Below are 15,994 nucleotides of genomic sequence, written 5' to 3'. Positions count from 1 at the left end.
AACGAAGACAGCTTTCCAGATTATTCTCTAGAAATAGAGAGAAAGAATTTGCTTGGCGACCATAGCGTTTTGGACCCACCTGACTCCATTCCGAACTCAGAAGTGAAACGAAACAGCGTCGATGGTAGTGTGGGGTTTCCCCATGTGAGAGTAGAACATCGCCAGGCTTTTAATTTAGCACCAAGCGCTAACCAGACAGCGGAGCGGTAGTTCAGTTGGTTAGAATACCGGCCTGTCACGCCGGGGGTCGCGGGTTCGAGTCCCGTCCGCTCCGCCACTTATTATGAAACCCAGTCTTCGGACTGGGTTTTTTGCTATTGGCTATTTGCTCTCTACGCTTGATACCAATCTGGAAAATTATACCAATCTGGAAAATTATACCAATCTGGAAAATTAACTGGTCAGCTCTATCCACCTTCTCGAACACATCTGTCTGACTCTGGCCGAGCATTTCAAAAAACTATTCCAAGCCCGACATACTTTGGAGACAATGTCTTCGTAATCCGTAAAAGACTGGTTGGCTAGATAGTGTTGTCTTAACCAACTCCATACTTGTTCTATTGGATTCAACTCAGGGGAATAGGGCGGGAGTTTGATGACACTGAGGTTCTGAAATTCATTGGCAATATCTTCTGTGTGCCAGCTTGCACCATCCATAATGACCACTGCGTGACGACCTTTTTCGGTCACCGCGGAGATCTGCCTAATACCAATCTGGAAAATTAACTGGTCAGCTCTATCCACCTTCTCGAACACATCTGTCTGACTCTGGCCGAGCATTTCAAAAAACTATTCCAAGCCCGACATACTTTGGAGACAATGTCTTCGTAATCCGTAAAAGACTGGTTGGCTAGATAGTGTTGTCTTAACCAACTCCATACTTGTTCTATTGGATTCAACTCAGGGGAATAGGGCGGGAGTTTGATGACACTGAGGTTCTGAAATTCATTGGCAATATCTTCTGTGTGCCAGCTTGCACCATCCATAATGACCACTGCGTGACGACCTTTTTCGGTCACCGCGGAGATCTGCCTAAGATGCTCAACCATAAGGTCCTTGTTAACCCAAGGAACGACCATCGCCTCGCCAATGCCTCTAGCGGGACAGACAGAACCAAACAGATACGCATATTCAAATTGTTGTTGCTTCACGGCTCTGGGACGTGTTCCTTTTTCTGCCCATAACCGTGTGGTGGTGTTTTGTTGCCCAAATCTGGCTTCATCCTGAAACCAGACATCAACCCGTTCTAAAGCGATATGTCCTGGGATCTTCAGGATCGTTTCAATTTTAAATTTTTTTAAAATCGTCTTGGATTTGCTGGGATTGACGAGGATGTTTGGAGCGAGAAGTTACCCAAGAGAACCCCATGTGCTCGAGCAGGTAATAGATAGAATCAGGGTGGTAGTGCTGGCCAAATTCTTTCACGATATAAGCGTGGATGTCGGCCCCAGTGAGTCGTCCGCCTAGTGTATCATTGGCTTTATCTTTGATGTATTGGCTCAATTGCTCTCTTTGCTTGGATGTTAAGAATGGTGGTCGTCCCGTTCTTGGTTTTTCCTTGAGGCCTTCTAATCCTTCCTCAAGAAAAGTGTGAACCCACCGATTAACACTGGTTCGGCTAACCTTAAGAAACTTGGCGATTTGGGTGCGAGAGTGCCCATCTTTGAAATGGTCGAGGGCCAGCAGTCTCATTTTCATCTGAATAGATTTCTGCTGGCTTGCGAGCTTTTTAAAGTCGATATTATCGAGGCTGTCCATAGTGAATAAGTTCTATCGTTGAATGCCCTCAATTAGATCATATTTTTTCTTTGATTGGTATAATACCAATCTGGAAAATTAACTGGTCAGCTCTGTCCACCTTCTCGAACACATCTGTCTGACTCTGGCCGAGCATTCCAAAAAACTATTCCAAGCCCGACATACTTTGGAGACAATGTCTTCGTAATCCGTAAAAGACTGGTTGGCTAGATAGTGTTGTCTTAACCAACTCCATACTTGTTCTATTGGATTCAACTCAGGGGAATAGGGCGGGAGTTTGATGACACTGAGGTTCTGAAATTCATTGGCAATATCTTCTGTGTGCCAGCTTGCACCATCCATAATGACCACTGCGTGACGACCTTTTTCGGTCACCGCGGAGATCTGCCTAAGATGCTCAACCATAAGGTCCTTGTTAACCCAAGGAACGACCATCGCCTCGCCAATGCCTCTAGCGGGACAGACAGAACCAAACAGATACGCATATTCAAATTGTTGTTGCTTCACGGCTCTGGGACGTGTTCCTTTTTCTGCCCATAACCGTGTGGTGGTGTTTTGTTGCCCAAATCTGGCTTCATCCTGAAACCAGACATCAACCCGTTCTAAAGCGATATGTCCTGGGATCTTCAGGATCGTTTCAATTTTAAATTTTTTTAAAATCGTCTTGGATTTGCTGGGATTGACGAGGATGTTTGGAGCGAGAAGTTACCCAAGAGAACCCCATGTGCTCGAGCAGGTAATAGATAGAATCAGGGTGGTAGTGCTGGCCAAATTCTTTCACGATATAAGCGTGGATGTCGGCCCCAGTGAGTCGTCCGCCTAGTGTATCATTGGCTTTATCTTTGATGTATTGGCTCAATTGCTCTCTTTGCTTGGATGTTAAGAATGGTGGTCGTCCCGTTCTTGGTTTTTCCTTGAGGCCTTCTAATCCTTCCTCAAGAAAAGTGTGAACCCACCGATTAACACTGGTTCGGCTGACCTTAAGAAACTTGGCGATTTGGGTGCGAGAGTGCCCATCTTTGAAATGGTCGAGGGCCAGCAGTCTCATTTTCATCTGAATAGATTTCTGCTGGCTTGCGAGCTTTTTAAAGTCGATATTATCGAGGCTGTCCATAGTGAATAAGTTCTATCGTTGAATGCCCTCAATTAGATCATATTTTTTCTTTGATTGGTATAAGATGCTCAACCATAAGGTCCTTGTTAACCCAAGGAACGACCATCGCCTCGCCAATGCCTCTAGCGGGACAGACAGAACCAAACAGATACGCATATTCAAATTGTTGTTGCTTCACGGCTCTGGGACGTGTTCCTTTTTCTGCCCATAACCGTGTGGTGGTGTTTTGTTGCCCAAATCTGGCTTCATCCTGAAACCAGACATCAACCCGTTCTAAAGCGATATGTCCTGGGATCTTCAGGATCGTTTCAATTTTAAATTTTTTTAAAATCGTCTTGGATTTGCTGGGATTGACGAGGATGTTTGGAGCGAGAAGTTACCCAAGAGAACCCCATGTGCTCGAGCAGGTAATAGATAGAATCAGGGTGGTAGTGCTGGCCAAATTCTTTCACGATATAAGCGTGGATGTCGGCCCCAGTGAGTCGTCCGCCTAGTGTATCATTGGCTTTATCTTTGATGTATTGGCTCAATTGCTCTCTTTGCTTGGATGTTAAGAATGGTGGTCGTCCCGTTCTTGGTTTTTCCTTGAGGCCTTCTAATCCTTCCTCAAGAAAAGTGTGAACCCACCGATTAACACTGGTTCGGCTGACCTTAAGAAACTTGGCGATTTGGGTGCGAGAGTGCCCATCTTTGAAATGGTCGAGGGCCAGCAGTCTCATTTTCATCTGAATAGATTTCTGCTGGCTTGCGAGCTTTTTAAAGTCGATATTATCGAGGCTGTCCATAGTGAATAAGTTCTATCGTTGAATGCCCTCAATTAGATCATATTTTTTCTTTGATTGGTATTACCCAAGAGAACCCCATGTGCTCGAGCAGGTAATAGATAGAATCAGGGTGGTAGTGCTGGCCAAATTCTTTCACGATATAAGCGTGGATGTCGGCCCCAGTGAGTCGTCCGCCTAGTGTATCATTGGCTTTATCTTTGATGTATTGGCTCAATTGCTCTCTTTGCTTGGATGTTAAGAATGGTGGTCGTCCCGTTCTTGGTTTTTCCTTGAGGCCTTCTAATCCTTCCTCAAGAAAAGTGTGAACCCACCGATTAACACTGGTTCGGCTGACCTTAAGAAACTTGGCGATTTGGGTGCGAGAGTGCCCATCTTTGAAATGGTCGAGGGCCAGCAGTCTCATTTTCATCTGAATAGATTTCTGCTGGCTTGCGAGCTTTTTAAAGTCGATATTATTGAGGCTGTCCATAGTGAATAAGTTCTATCGTTGAATGCCCTCAATTAGATCATATTTTTTCTTTGATTGGTATAATCCTGAGCTGGCTAGAGTATCTGTTCAAGGATTCGCTCAGCCATGATGTTCCTGCTGAACAGATATCCGGTCATCTTCGCGATTGATTTCAGTTTGCATCGCTCGCTCTGCTTGCTTGGCTTGCTCAATCATTGGGGTAATGGTTGAACCTTGGATCAAGATTGAAAATACAACCACTGAGTAGGTCATGACCATGATTAGCTCTTTTACCTCAATCAATTTTTCGGGAATGACCAAAATACCCGATGGTATTGAAAGAGCCATTGCTAAAGCCAGTCCACCACGTAGGCCACCCCAAGTTAGAATACGCACCGACCAAGGGTTGTAGTTGCGGTAGCGTTTAAAGCCGATATAAGGCACTAATACGCTGAGATAGCGTCCACACAGTACTAATGGAATGGCAAATACCATCAAAATTAAGTCTTCTCGGTGGAATTCAAACAGCAACATTGACATACCAATCAGTAGAAATAGCAGACCATTTAGAAATTCATCAACCAGCTCCCAAAAATGGTCGAGGTGATCGACGCTCTCTTTTGAAAAGCCAATAAAGCGTGTCCAGTTACCAATCATGATCCCGGAGACCACCATCGCCAGTGGTCCTGAGACATGGATGATATCGGCGAATACATAGCCAGCAGTAGGAATGCCAATTGTGAGCAGCAGTTCCATCGAATGATCATTGGTGGCTGAGATAAGATAGTGGAATACCAATCCTAATAATGCCCCGTAAATCATCCCACCAATCGCTTCTTGCATAAACAGCAAGCTAACACTGCCGATGGTTGGCGTTTGATCGCCAAAAGCGATGGTAAAAATAGTGACGAAGATAACCAAACCAAAACCATCATTGAATAGCGATTCTCCTTCGATTTGGGTGGCTATTCGTTTGGGGGCTTTTAGCTTCTTAACAATAGCCAGCACTGCGATGGGGTCGGTGGGTGAAATGAGTGCACCAAACAAAAGGCAGTACACCAGATCTAGTGGGATGCCGATTAATCGGCAGAAGCCATATAAAGCGAAGCCAATAAAGAAGGTGGAAAATAGCGTGGCGCCGAGTGCGAGTATGGTAATTTCCCATTTTTGATCTTTAAGGTTGGGTAATTTAATACCTAAACCGCCAGCAAACAGCAGAAAGCCTAAAATGCCTTTGAGCAGAAAGTTCTCAAAGTTAATTTTGGTTACGATGTCGGTCGCGATTTGATTGAGATGAAACCAGTCGTTTTGACCGGCAATCAACAGCAGCAATGACAAAATCATCGAGCCGGCTGTGATCGCAATGGTAGTCTGCATTTTGCTGATCTTGCTATTTAAAAATGCGATCAGCATGGCGGCTGCAGAAAGGAAGCACAGGGTGTAGTAAACGGACATTTTGCTCTCAGTGTATGTAACAACTTGTAAATTAAATTGTGTTTCTGGGTTGGATAAATAGCAAATATTTTTTAACACTTAAGTTTTATCCACCGTACACGCTATCTATTTTTTCTTAAGTTTTAGCCATCTAGATTTCTGAATTGTGTGTGATAGGATGTGATCACAGCATAAGGAATAGGGCGGTATTGTGGGACAGGAAGTAAGACAACAACTCGAGCAACAATTGAAGCAGCGTATCTTGATCATCGATGGTGGTATGGGGACGATGATTCAAAGCTATCAATTACAAGAGGCAGACTATCGTGGTGAACAATTTGCAAATTGGCACTGTGATTTAAAAGGGAATAATGACCTCTTAGTGCTGACCCAGCCACAGATCATTAAAGAAATCCACGCCGCGTATCTGGCTGCGGGAGCGGATATTCTGGAAACCAACACATTTAATGCCACTACGATTGCCATGGCGGACTATGACATGCAATCTATTAGCGAAGAGATTAACTTTGCTGCGGCGCAATTAGCACGACAAGTTGCCGATGAGTGGACCGCACGACAGCCCAATAAGCCGCGTTTTGTGGCTGGTGTTCTTGGGCCAACCAATCGCACTTGTTCGATCTCCCCCGATGTGAATGATTCCGGCTTTCGTAATGTGACATTTGATCTGCTGGTTGAGGCGTATGCGCAATCTACTCGAGCGTTGATCAAAGGTGGTTGCGATCTGATTTTGATTGAAACCATTTTTGATACGCTCAACGCCAAAGCGTGTGCATTTGCCGTCGATAGTGTGTTTGAAGAGCTCGGTATCACTTTACCGGTTATGATTTCCGGTACCATCACCGACGCCTCGGGAAGAACCCTTTCTGGGCAGACGACCGAAGCTTTCTATAATGCGTTACGCCATGTGCGACCTATTTCGTTTGGTTTGAACTGTGCGTTAGGTCCAGACGAGCTGCGCCAATATGTGGATGATTTGTCGCGCATTGCCGAGTGCTATGTTTCGGCACACCCGAATGCGGGTTTGCCTAACGCGTTTGGCGAATATGATCTATCGCCAGATGAGATGGCCGAGCATATTGTTGAATGGGCGCAAGCCGGCTTTTTGAACTTAGTCGGAGGTTGTTGTGGTACCACTCCGCAGCATATTGCCGCAATGGCTAAAGCTCTAGATGGTGTGAGACCAAGAGCTTTACCAGATCTGAAAGTGGAATGTCGCCTCTCGGGTTTAGAGCCGCTCAATATTGGCCCTGAAACCTTATTTGTGAATATTGGTGAGCGTACTAATGTCACTGGTTCGGCGCGTTTTAAACGTCTGATCAAGGAAGAACAATACGATCAAGCCTTGGATGTGGCCCGTGAACAAGTGGCAAACGGCGCGCAAATTATCGACATCAATATGGATGAAGGTATGTTGGATGCGCAAGCCTGTATGGTGCGCTTCCTAAATTTGTGCGCGGCTGAGCCGGAAATTTGCAAGGTGCCGGTGATGGTTGACTCCTCGAAGTGGGAGGTGATTGAAGCTGGGCTGAAATGTATTCAAGGCAAAGGGATTGTGAACTCGATTTCGCTCAAAGAGGGCGAAGAAAAGTTTATTGCGCAAGCTAAACTGGTGCGTCGTTACGGTGCTGCGGTCATCGTGATGGCATTTGATGAAGTGGGTCAGGCCGATACTCGCGAGCGCAAATTAGCCATCTGTCGCCGTGCATATCGGATCTTAGTCGATGATGTGGGCTTTCCTGCGGAAGATATCATCTTTGACCCCAATATCTTTGCTGTTGCCACTGGGATTGATGAACACAACAACTATGCGGTGGATTTTATTGAGGCAGTTGCCGATATCAAACGTGATCTACCCTATGCGATGATTTCAGGTGGCGTATCTAACGTCTCTTTCTCTTTCCGTGGTAACAACTATGTGCGTGAAGCGATCCATGCGGTGTTTCTCTATCACTGTTTTAAACGTGGTATGGATATGGGGATTGTCAACGCCGGCCAGTTGGAAATTTACGATAACGTGCCGAGTAAACTGCGTAATGCGGTGGAAGATGTGATCCTCAATCGGCGTAACGATGCGACCGAGCGACTGCTCGAAATTGCTGAAGCGTATCGTGACAACAGTGTTGGCAAAGAGGAGGATAGTGCCGCACTGGAGTGGCGTAATTGGCCAGTGGCTAAGCGTCTTGAGCATGCGCTGGTGAAAGGGATTACCGAATTTATTGTGCAAGATACGGAAGACGCCCGTCAGCAAGCAAGTAAGCCGATCGAGGTGATCGAAGGGCCGCTGATGGACGGCATGAACGTCGTGGGTGACTTGTTCGGCGAAGGAAAAATGTTCCTTCCTCAAGTGGTCAAATCAGCCCGAGTCATGAAACAAGCGGTAGCTTACCTTGAACCCTTTATTAATGCCCAAAAAAATAGCAGTAGCTCGAACGGTAAAATCTTACTCGCCACGGTCAAGGGCGATGTGCATGACATTGGCAAAAACATCGTTGGAGTGGTTTTGCAGTGTAATAATTTCGAGATTATTGACTTAGGTGTGATGGTCTCTTGTGAGCAGATCCTCAAAGTCGCGCGTGAGCAGCAGGTCGATATTATTGGCTTATCGGGTTTGATCACTCCCTCATTAGATGAAATGGTGCATGTCGCGAAAGAGATGGAGCGACAAGGTTTTACTATTCCATTGTTAATTGGTGGCGCAACCACGTCAAAAGCTCATACTGCGGTTAAGATTGAGCAGAATTATCATGCGCCAGTGGTGTATGTGAATAACGCATCACGTGCGGTTGGGGTGTGCACTTCGCTGCTTTCTGATGATCTGCGGGCTGGATTTGTTGAACGTTTGGATCTGGATTATCAGCGCACGCGTGAGCAACATGCACGCAAAATGCCCAAATCAGCGCCAGTGACCTTAGCACAAGCAAGGGGCAATAAGGCGCAGTTAGACTGGGCAAGCTACACGCCGCCAGCTCCCGCTAAACCTGGTGTGCATGTGTTTGAAAACATTGCGTTAGCAACGCTACGTCCTTATATCGACTGGACACCTTTCTTTATGACTTGGTCGCTGATGGGCAAATACCCTGCAATTTTGGAGCATGAAGACGTCGGTGAAGAAGCGAAACGTCTGTTTCATGATGCCAATGTTCTGCTTGATAAAGTAGAGCGAGAAGGGCAATTGAAAGCCAGTGGTATGTGTGCTCTGTTTCCTGCGGCGAGTATTGGTGATGATATTGAGGTATATCATGATGAATCGCGCACCCAAGTGGCTTATCGACTGCATCACTTGCGCCAGCAAACGGAAAAGCCCAAGGGTGCGAATTACTGCTTATCGGATTACATTGCGCCTAAAGAGAGTGGTAAGCGTGATTGGATTGGCGCGTTTGCGGTAACGGGCGGCATTGGTGAGCGTGCCTTGGCGGATGCCTATAAAGCACAAGGTGATGATTATAATGCGATCATGATCCAAGCGGTGGCCGATCGTTTGGCGGAAGCGTTCGCGGAATATCTGCATGAAAAAGTGCGTAGAGAGATTTGGGGGTACGCCAGCCATGAAGATCTCTCTAATGATGAGTTGATCCGTGAGCGTTATCAGGGCATTCGCCCAGCACCGGGTTATCCCGCTTGTCCTGAGCATACCGAAAAGGGCACCTTGTGGCAGATGTTGCATGTTGAACAAACCATTGGCATGTCACTGACTTCGAGCTATGCCATGTGGCCAGGTGCTTCAGTCTCGGGATGGTATTTTTCACATCCTGATGCGCGTTATTTTGCGGTGGCGCAGATCCAGCAAGATCAGCTACACAGTTATGCTGAACGCAAAGGTTGGAGTTTACAGCAAGCTGAACAATGGTTAGCGCCTAACTTAGAGGTGTAATTAGCGAGCGGTTGAATTGTGAGAGGCCAACCGATGTGGCCTCTCATTTTTTAATGTAATTATTTTTCAAATAGCTCAGTGTGTAGTTTTTGCACCGCTTGCTTGGCGATTGCTTCAGGTAATAAGAAACACAGATTGTGTGCGCTGGCCCCGTAGCAGATCATACGCAAGTTATAATCTTCCAACACGCTGAACACTTGTTTAGCGTAGCCGCGGCTCTCTTTCATCTTGTTGCCAATCAGCGCAATTAAACACAAATTGTATTCGACTTCGACGCTGCACAACGCTTCTAGCTCTGCTCGAACGGCTTCTGGTAGTTCAGGCGCACCACCAGAGGTATCGGTTTTATCTAGGGTGAGTGACACACTGATCTCAGAGGTGGTGATCAGGTCTACCGACAGTTTATGTTTAGCCAGAATTTCAAATACCTTAGCCAGAAAGCCGTAGGCATGGAACATCTGCGCACTACGCAGCGTCACCATGGTTTGGTTGCAGCGCAGTGCTAGGGCACGATACAAGGGGGCGCTGGCTACCTGTTGCCGGATCCAAGTGCCGCCTTTTTCTGGCTCTTTCGACGAGCCTACAAATACCGGAATTCCATGCCGAACCGCGGGTAACAAGGTCGATGGGTGGAGAATTTTTGCGCCAAAATTGGCCATCTCTGACGCTTCACTAAAACTGATCTCGGCAATCGGCGCGGCTTTAGATGCAATGCGTGGATCGGTACTGTAGATCCCTGGCACATCGGTCCAAATTTCCAAGCCGCAAGCTTGCACCGCTTCCGCAATCAACGCGGCAGAGTAGTCACTGCCCCCACGGCCTAAAGTAGTGGTATTCCCTTGTGCATCGGAGCCAATAAAACCTTGTGTGATCACCACATGTTGCTGACAAAGTGGGAGCAATTTTTGTTGAGCCAACGCAGCCATTTCCGTTAACTGTGGCTCCGCTTTGCCGTAGTGACTGTCGGTGCGTAGTACTTCACGAATATCAAACCGTACCGCATTGACACCTCGTTCGCACATCAATTGGGTCAAAATATAGGTGGAGATCAATTCACCACAGGCGACCAACTGATCGGTTAACTTTTTATTGGGATGTGATGCCGCCGCCTCGGCGGCACTGGCTACCGTATCTAATACTTCTTTGACTTGTTGTTCGACCCGAGTGGGATCTGCCAGTTGGTCGATGATCACATAATGGATATCGGTCAGTTGTTGTAAAATCGCTCGACGACGATCGGCTGATGCCACGCCATTAGCCAGCTCAACCAATAAATTGGTGACCCCAGAACAGGCACTACTGACCACTAAACGGGTTTGTGGATTATTTTCAATGATGGCCGAACAACGGCTCATCGCTTCAAAGTTGGCGACACTAGTACCACCAAATTTGGCGACGTTAAATGTGCTCACGGCAATTCTCCCAGACTTCCTGAAAAACGAGTTGTTGGTAAACCCAACGTCCAATGTTGTGAAGAGAGTGTTGTTATAGAGCAAAATAGAGGGGTGACAATAGAAAGGTGTCCCTTCGAAGCTCTTCATCAGATCCGAACTGATGACAGTTGAAGGGATTCAGCCCATTCAACCGATAAACCAAAGCCGCAACTTTGATTCACCTCGGCACTACTCCCCCTGAATGTTCTGTTTTGGAGTTGAGGCTCCACAAAACATCTGCCTGGGTAGTGCTCCTCTTCTGCTAGATAGCGCATTCATTGAACGGTGTTGGTCAAATATTGTCAACGATAAATTGTGCTTCGAGCGCAAATAAACATAACATCTCAGTGACAATGATTCACCGTTTCAAGATGCTGCCAAGGTTTGCGGTGAGGTTATCACCGCAAGTTGGGATGGAGTGAAACCACTTATGGTGTTGCTTGTGATGGTGCGGCAGTCACCGTGGGTGGCTGATATTGAATGTGGCTGAAATCTTGGTTGGGAAATAGAAACTGCGCTTCCGTACGGATTTGCTCGGCACGGCTGTGATCGCCTAATCCTTGGTAGGCTAAAATTAAATTATTATAGAAGGCTGGGCGCGGTTGATGTTGGATCACTTGATGTGACCACTGCACATAAGGCTCAATCAACTGTGGTTTTTGTTCATACAAGCCAATGTGCAGATAAGTACTGTAAATATCCCAGTCCAATCGGTCTTGCCAAACTATCGGATTGGTCACCAGCTTGAGCAGCTCTGGATCTCGCGGTTGCGATTGCTCAAATTGAGTAAGTATATAATTGGTTTGCAATGCGCTAATCATATACAAGCTGGTGATAATCGGTACCACCAAGCTCAGCATACGCAGCAGTGATTGACTGATCAGACTGAAATTGGCCAGTCGATAACGGGCGACCCGCTGATCAATCCAATAGATCAAGATAATGAAAGTGATCCAGTGAATGGCCGAGTGATAAAATGGATACTCCAATTGTGCATGTAAAGTGATCGGCACCAACAATGCCAGCATCGCTAAGCGCGTACCGCGTTTGGCGGAATAAATGCGCAGCATACACGCACAGGCTGCCAATAAAATCCCCAGTACTGGCAGCATTCCTCCTTCAACGCCCCAATACAACAGTTCATTATGTGGGTGATCCATGGCGGCAAGGCCAGCTGGGTAGTGGCTATTAAGTTGATGCTGGCGAGCGGTATACAGCAGATATTGTGCTTCAAATTTTCCATAACCATAACCAGTGAAGGGTTTTTCAATGATCATATCGATGGCTTGTGGAAAGGTGTAACGGCGTGGGCTTTCGAGATCGGTTTTATTGGCGACCCAATCAGCGTTGTTTTGGCTGTGCATTGCCGTAAAGCCAGCGCACAGTCCGAGTGCAATCGCAAGTAACCAGAGAGTAAAGCGTTGGCGAGAGGCGAAGCGATATAGGTAAGCGGCGATCAAAATAATACTGATTAAACTGACAATCCAGCCGGTACGCGAGGCCAGTACGAGTAATAACGGCACCGTGAGCAGCGGTGTGACATACAACATTCCCACTTTACTGAGATGAGCGTCGTACTTCTCCGGTTGCCTTGCAAGTAGATAGCCTGAAAGCGCTAGCCCGGTAGCTAAAAAGCTCGCCATGACGTTGGGTTGTTGAAAAATACCATAAGGACGATTGGCCACACTGTCATAGCCAAATGGATTGCCGGGCGCTAAGTAAAAATATTGCACTAAGCCAATCATGGCTTCAATGAGACTGGCGAGCAGAATAAACCACAGCAGTCGCTGCTTATGTTTATTGCTGAAGCGAAATTGTTGCAGTACCACAAATAACAGCAATCCAGTCCACAACCCGATCAGGCGGTTGAGACTGTGTAATCCATCGGCATCGCTATAGGTGATCGGTAACGTCAGCAGCACACAACTGATAGTCAGGCCAATCGTCAGTTTTGAATAACGCAGTGCTTGATTATTGGCGAGTTGATATAAACCAATCGCGAGCGTAATACTGAGTGCAATCCAAGTGGTATTGTTAAAAGCGAGCGCGAGTCCAACCCCTCCTGGATTGGGCATAAAGAAATGCATTGCGACTAGATAGACTAGCGCCAAACAAAAGAGAAAGGGTTTATTGAGCGGCAGGCTAGGCGTGTGAGGCTCAAGCCGAGTGCCGCTTAACAGCAAAATTGCCATGCAGTTTACCTTAATAACAAACCAGCCCTGGATGGGCTGGTTTGGTTACTTTAGCTTTTTTTTCTAATTCAACAAAGGCTTGAGGAAGCGTGCTGTGTGTGAATTCTCGACCAAACTCACCTCTTCAGGGGTGCCTTGCGCAATAATTAGCCCTCCGCCTTGGCCTCCTTCAGGGCCTAAATCAACGATCCAGTCGGCAGTTTTGATCACATCTAGGTTGTGTTCAATCACCACGACTGTATTGCCGTGATCGCGTAAGCGATGCAGAACATTGAGCAGTTGTTGAATATCGTGGAAATGAAGACCGGTCGTTGGTTCATCGAGAATATATAAGGTTTGGCCGGTATCGCGTTTGGAAAGCTCACGAGCGAGCTTCACCCGCTGTGCTTCACCACCAGAAAGTGTGGTGGCTGATTGACCTAGCCGAATATAAGAGAGTCCGACATCGATCAAGGTTTGCAGCTTACGGGCAATCACAGGAACCGGATCAAAAAATTCCCGTGCATCTTCTACCGTCATATCCAGCACATGATCAATGGTCTTGCCTTTGTAGTGCACTTCTAGCGTTTCACGGTTATAGCGTTTGCCTTTACACACATCACAAGGGACATACACATCCGGTAGGAAGTGCATTTCAACTTTGATCACCCCATCACCCTGACACGCTTCACAGCGACCACCCCGCACGTTGAAACTAAAGCGCCCCGGTTGGTAGCCGCGCGCACGGGATTCTTGAGTACCCGCAAACAGTTCACGGATCGGGGTAAAAATCCCAGTATAGGTTGCAGGGTTAGAGCGTGGCGTTCTGCCGATTGGGCTTTGATCAATTTCGATCACTTTATCAAAATGTTCCAGCCCTTGAATCGAAGCATAAGGTGCCGGCATGGCAGTGGTTGCGCCATTGAGTGCGGTATGGGCAATCTTAAAGAAAGTGTCGTTGATCAGCGTCGATTTACCTGAGCCAGAAACGCCAGTCACACAGGTAAATAAGCCCACCGGGATCGACAGATCGATATTTTTTAAGTTATTGCCAGCCGCACCTTTTAATTCAACGGTTTTGTTGGCATCACGTGGCGTTCGCTGTGCGGGTAGCGCAATTTTTTTTGCTCCACTGAGGTACTGGCCGGTGAGTGAATTGGGATTAGCAATGATCTCATCCACCGTGCCTTCGGCCACCACATTGCCGCCATGCACCCCCGCTCCAGGGCCAATATCAATCACATGATCTGCCATGCGGATCGCATCTTCATCATGCTCAACCACTAACACCGTATTACCTAGGTTGCGTAGATGAGTTAGGGTTTGCAGTAAGCGTTCGTTATCACGCTGGTGGAGGCCAATCGAAGGTTCATCAAGCACATACATTACCCCAACCAACCCAGCTCCGATTTGGCTTGCCAAACGGATACGCTGCGCTTCACCGCCAGATAAGGTTTCGGCACTGCGTGATAGGTTTAAGTAATTGAGGCCCACGTTAACCAAAAATTGCAGACGATCATTGATCTCTTTCATCACTTTTTCGGCGATTTGCGCGCTTTGGCCTTCCAAGGAGAGTTGCTGGAAAAAATTCAGCGCATCGGCAATGCTGAACTCAACAATTTGTGGCAGCGCGGTATCATTGATAAACACATTACGTGCTTCGATTTTTAGGCGCGTACCGCCACAGCTACTGCATGGCTTATTGGCAATATATTTGGCTAAGTCTTCGCGTACCGAGTTGGATTCGGTATCACGATAACGGCGTTCTAAATTGTGCAAAATGCCTTCAAAAGGATGTTTTTTCAGGCGGAGATCACCGCGATCATTAATGTACTTAAATTCAATTTCAGTACGACCAGAGCCATCAAGAATGATCGATTGAATTTTTTTGCTCAGTTTATTGAATGGGGTATGCAGATCGAAAGCGTAGTGTTCCGCGAGTGCGCTCAACATTTGAAAGTAATAGAAGTTCTTTTGATCCCATCCACGAATGGCGCCTTGTGCCAGACTTAAATTGGCATCTTGCAGTACACGATCGGGGTCAAAATATTGCTGCACACCTAGGCCATCACATGTCGGGCAAGCTCCGGCTGGGTTATTAAAAGAGAACAGGCGCGGCTCTAGTTCGCGCATACTGTAACCACAATGTGGACAGGCAAAATTGGCAGAAAAAATCTGCTCTTCACCCTCACCTTCCATTGGCGCGATGACAACAATGCCCCCAGACAGGGTCAGTGCAGTTTCAAATGATTCGGCTAAGCGCTGCTGTAGATCACTACGCACTTTAAAGCGATCGACAATCACTTCAATGGTGTGTTTTTTGTGTAATTCCAGCGCGGGGGGATCGGTAAGATCGCAGGTTTCGCCATCAATCCGCGCACGAATAAAGCCTTGTGCGGCGAGATTTTCTAAGGTTTTTACGTGCTCGCCTTTACGCTCTTTGACTATGGTAGCGAGCAGCATCATTTTGCTGCCTTCCGGTAACTCTAACACCTTATCGACCATTTGGCTGATGGTTTGGGCTTTAAGTGGTACTTGATGCTCAGGGCAGCGTGGTTCACCGACCCGTGCATAAAGTAGACGCAAGTAGTCATAAATTTCAGTGATCGTACCGACGGTGGAGCGTGGGTTGTGTGAGGTGGACTTTTGTTCTATCGAAATTGCGGGCGATAATCCTTCAATGTGGTCAACGTCCGGTTTTTCCATCAAGGAGAGAAATTGACGAGCGTACGCGGAAAGTGATTCGACATAGCGCCGTTGGCCTTCTGCATACAGCGTATCAAACGCGAGAGATGATTTGCCTGAGCCGGAAAGGCCAGTGATCACGATTAGCTTGTCGCGAGGAATGGTCAGATTGATGTTTTTGAGATTATGGGTACGAGCGCCGCGTACTTCGATTTTGTCCATCAGGTGTGCTCTTTGCTTAACACGAAGTGCAGCAAGTATTGCATAGCGTGAA

Annotated in this window: 10 protein-coding genes, 1 tRNA gene, 1 rRNA gene, 1 pseudogene and 1 riboswitch; of the genes and pseudogenes, 3 read left to right on the top strand and 10 right to left on the bottom strand. The window is 47.0% G+C overall.

What is annotated here, in order from left to right:
* The first annotated feature begins 51 nt into the window (after positions 1–51).
* A 5S ribosomal RNA gene (rrf, locus tag G7083_RS04580) occupies positions 52–167 on the top strand.
* Between the two features lie 33 nt (positions 168–200).
* A tRNA-Asp gene (locus G7083_RS04575) sits at positions 201–277 on the top strand.
* Between the two features lie 116 nt (positions 278–393).
* Here G7083_RS04575 and G7083_RS04570 read toward each other — a convergent pair.
* The 7 genes and pseudogenes from G7083_RS04570 to G7083_RS04520 form a co-directional block, all read right to left on the bottom strand.
* A pseudogene (locus G7083_RS04570) lies at positions 394–708 on the bottom strand (transposase); the annotation flags it as partial.
* Between the two features lie 14 nt (positions 709–722).
* A protein-coding gene (locus G7083_RS15075; protein ID WP_240911889.1) for an IS630 family transposase occupies positions 723–1,758 on the bottom strand; the annotation gives its coding sequence in 2 pieces (ribosomal slippage) (positions 723–1,298 and positions 1,300–1,758; 1,035 coding nt in all).
* A gap of 78 nt (positions 1,759–1,836) precedes the next feature.
* Positions 1,837–2,872, bottom strand: a protein-coding gene (locus G7083_RS15070) for an IS630 family transposase (RefSeq protein ID WP_240911888.1) whose coding sequence is annotated in 2 segments (ribosomal slippage) — positions 1,837–2,412 and positions 2,414–2,872 — 1,035 coding nt in all. Because the reading frame shifts where the segments join, the coding sequence is not laid out codon by codon here.
* A gap of 37 nt (positions 2,873–2,909) precedes the next feature.
* Complete coding sequence (locus G7083_RS04535; RefSeq protein WP_166013776.1) at positions 2,910–3,050, bottom strand: hypothetical protein; 141 nt, start codon at positions 3,048–3,050, stop codon at positions 2,910–2,912.
* Positions 3,051–3,186: 136 nt separating this feature from the next.
* Entirely contained in the window at positions 3,187–3,657 is a 471-nt protein-coding gene (locus G7083_RS04530; protein ID WP_166013741.1) for an IS630 family transposase, read from the bottom strand.
* Positions 3,658–3,694: 37 nt separating this feature from the next.
* A complete protein-coding gene (locus G7083_RS04525) occupies positions 3,695–4,126 on the bottom strand; it encodes a helix-turn-helix domain-containing protein (protein WP_166013742.1) in 432 nt (143 codons plus the stop codon).
* Positions 4,127–4,225: 99 nt separating this feature from the next.
* Complete coding sequence (locus G7083_RS04520) at positions 4,226–5,560, bottom strand: sodium:proton antiporter (RefSeq protein WP_166013775.1); 1,335 nt, start codon at positions 5,558–5,560, stop codon at positions 4,226–4,228.
* A 190-nt stretch (positions 5,561–5,750) separates the two neighbouring features.
* Here G7083_RS04520 and metH point away from each other — a divergent pair, with 190 nt between their 5' ends.
* A complete protein-coding gene (metH, locus tag G7083_RS04515) occupies positions 5,751–9,431 on the top strand; it encodes a methionine synthase (RefSeq protein WP_166013774.1) in 3,681 nt (1,226 codons plus the stop codon).
* A gap of 59 nt (positions 9,432–9,490) precedes the next feature.
* Here metH and lysC read toward each other — a convergent pair whose 3' ends face one another.
* From lysC to uvrA, 3 genes are all read right to left on the bottom strand, one after another.
* Positions 9,491–10,843 (bottom strand): lysine-sensitive aspartokinase 3, encoded by a 1,353-nt coding sequence (lysC, locus tag G7083_RS04510; protein WP_166013773.1) that lies wholly within the window; start codon positions 10,841–10,843, stop codon positions 9,491–9,493.
* A 110-nt stretch (positions 10,844–10,953) separates the two neighbouring features.
* Positions 10,954–11,131, bottom strand: a riboswitch (Lysine riboswitch).
* Between the two features lie 161 nt (positions 11,132–11,292).
* Positions 11,293–13,056, bottom strand: a complete 1,764-nt coding sequence (locus G7083_RS04505; protein ID WP_166013772.1) for a PglL family O-oligosaccharyltransferase — start codon at positions 13,054–13,056, stop codon at positions 11,293–11,295.
* A gap of 63 nt (positions 13,057–13,119) precedes the next feature.
* Positions 13,120–15,942, bottom strand: coding sequence for an excinuclease ABC subunit UvrA (gene uvrA, locus G7083_RS04500; RefSeq protein ID WP_166013771.1), 2,823 nt, complete (start codon positions 15,940–15,942; stop codon positions 13,120–13,122).
* Between the last annotated feature and the right edge of the window lie 52 nt (positions 15,943–15,994).

Origin of the sequence: Vibrio sp. HDW18 (assembly GCF_011306175.1) — a bacterium.
GTDB classification, from domain to species: domain Bacteria; phylum Pseudomonadota; class Gammaproteobacteria; order Enterobacterales; family Vibrionaceae; genus Vibrio; species Vibrio chanodichtyis.
The sequence above is the reverse complement of the archived record's forward strand: the minus strand, read 5'-3'. Positions and strand labels throughout refer to the sequence as shown.

What these genes read in the sequence shown, in the direction of transcription:
- G7083_RS04530 (WP_166013741.1), bottom strand. Translation starts at nt 3,657, where the DNA reads ATGGACAGCCTCGATAATATCGACTTTAAAAAGCTCGCAAGCCAGCAG.
- G7083_RS04525 (WP_166013742.1), bottom strand. Translation starts at nt 4,126, where the DNA reads ATGGACAGCCTCAATAATATCGACTTTAAAAAGCTCGCAAGCCAGCAG.
- G7083_RS04520 (WP_166013775.1), bottom strand. Translation starts at nt 5,560, where the DNA reads ATGTCCGTTTACTACACCCTGTGCTTCCTTTCTGCAGCCGCCATGCTG.
- G7083_RS04505 (WP_166013772.1), bottom strand. Translation starts at nt 13,056, where the DNA reads ATGGCAATTTTGCTGTTAAGCGGCACTCGGCTTGAGCCTCACACGCCT.
- uvrA (WP_166013771.1), bottom strand. Translation starts at nt 15,942, where the DNA reads ATGGACAAAATCGAAGTACGCGGCGCTCGTACCCATAATCTCAAAAAC.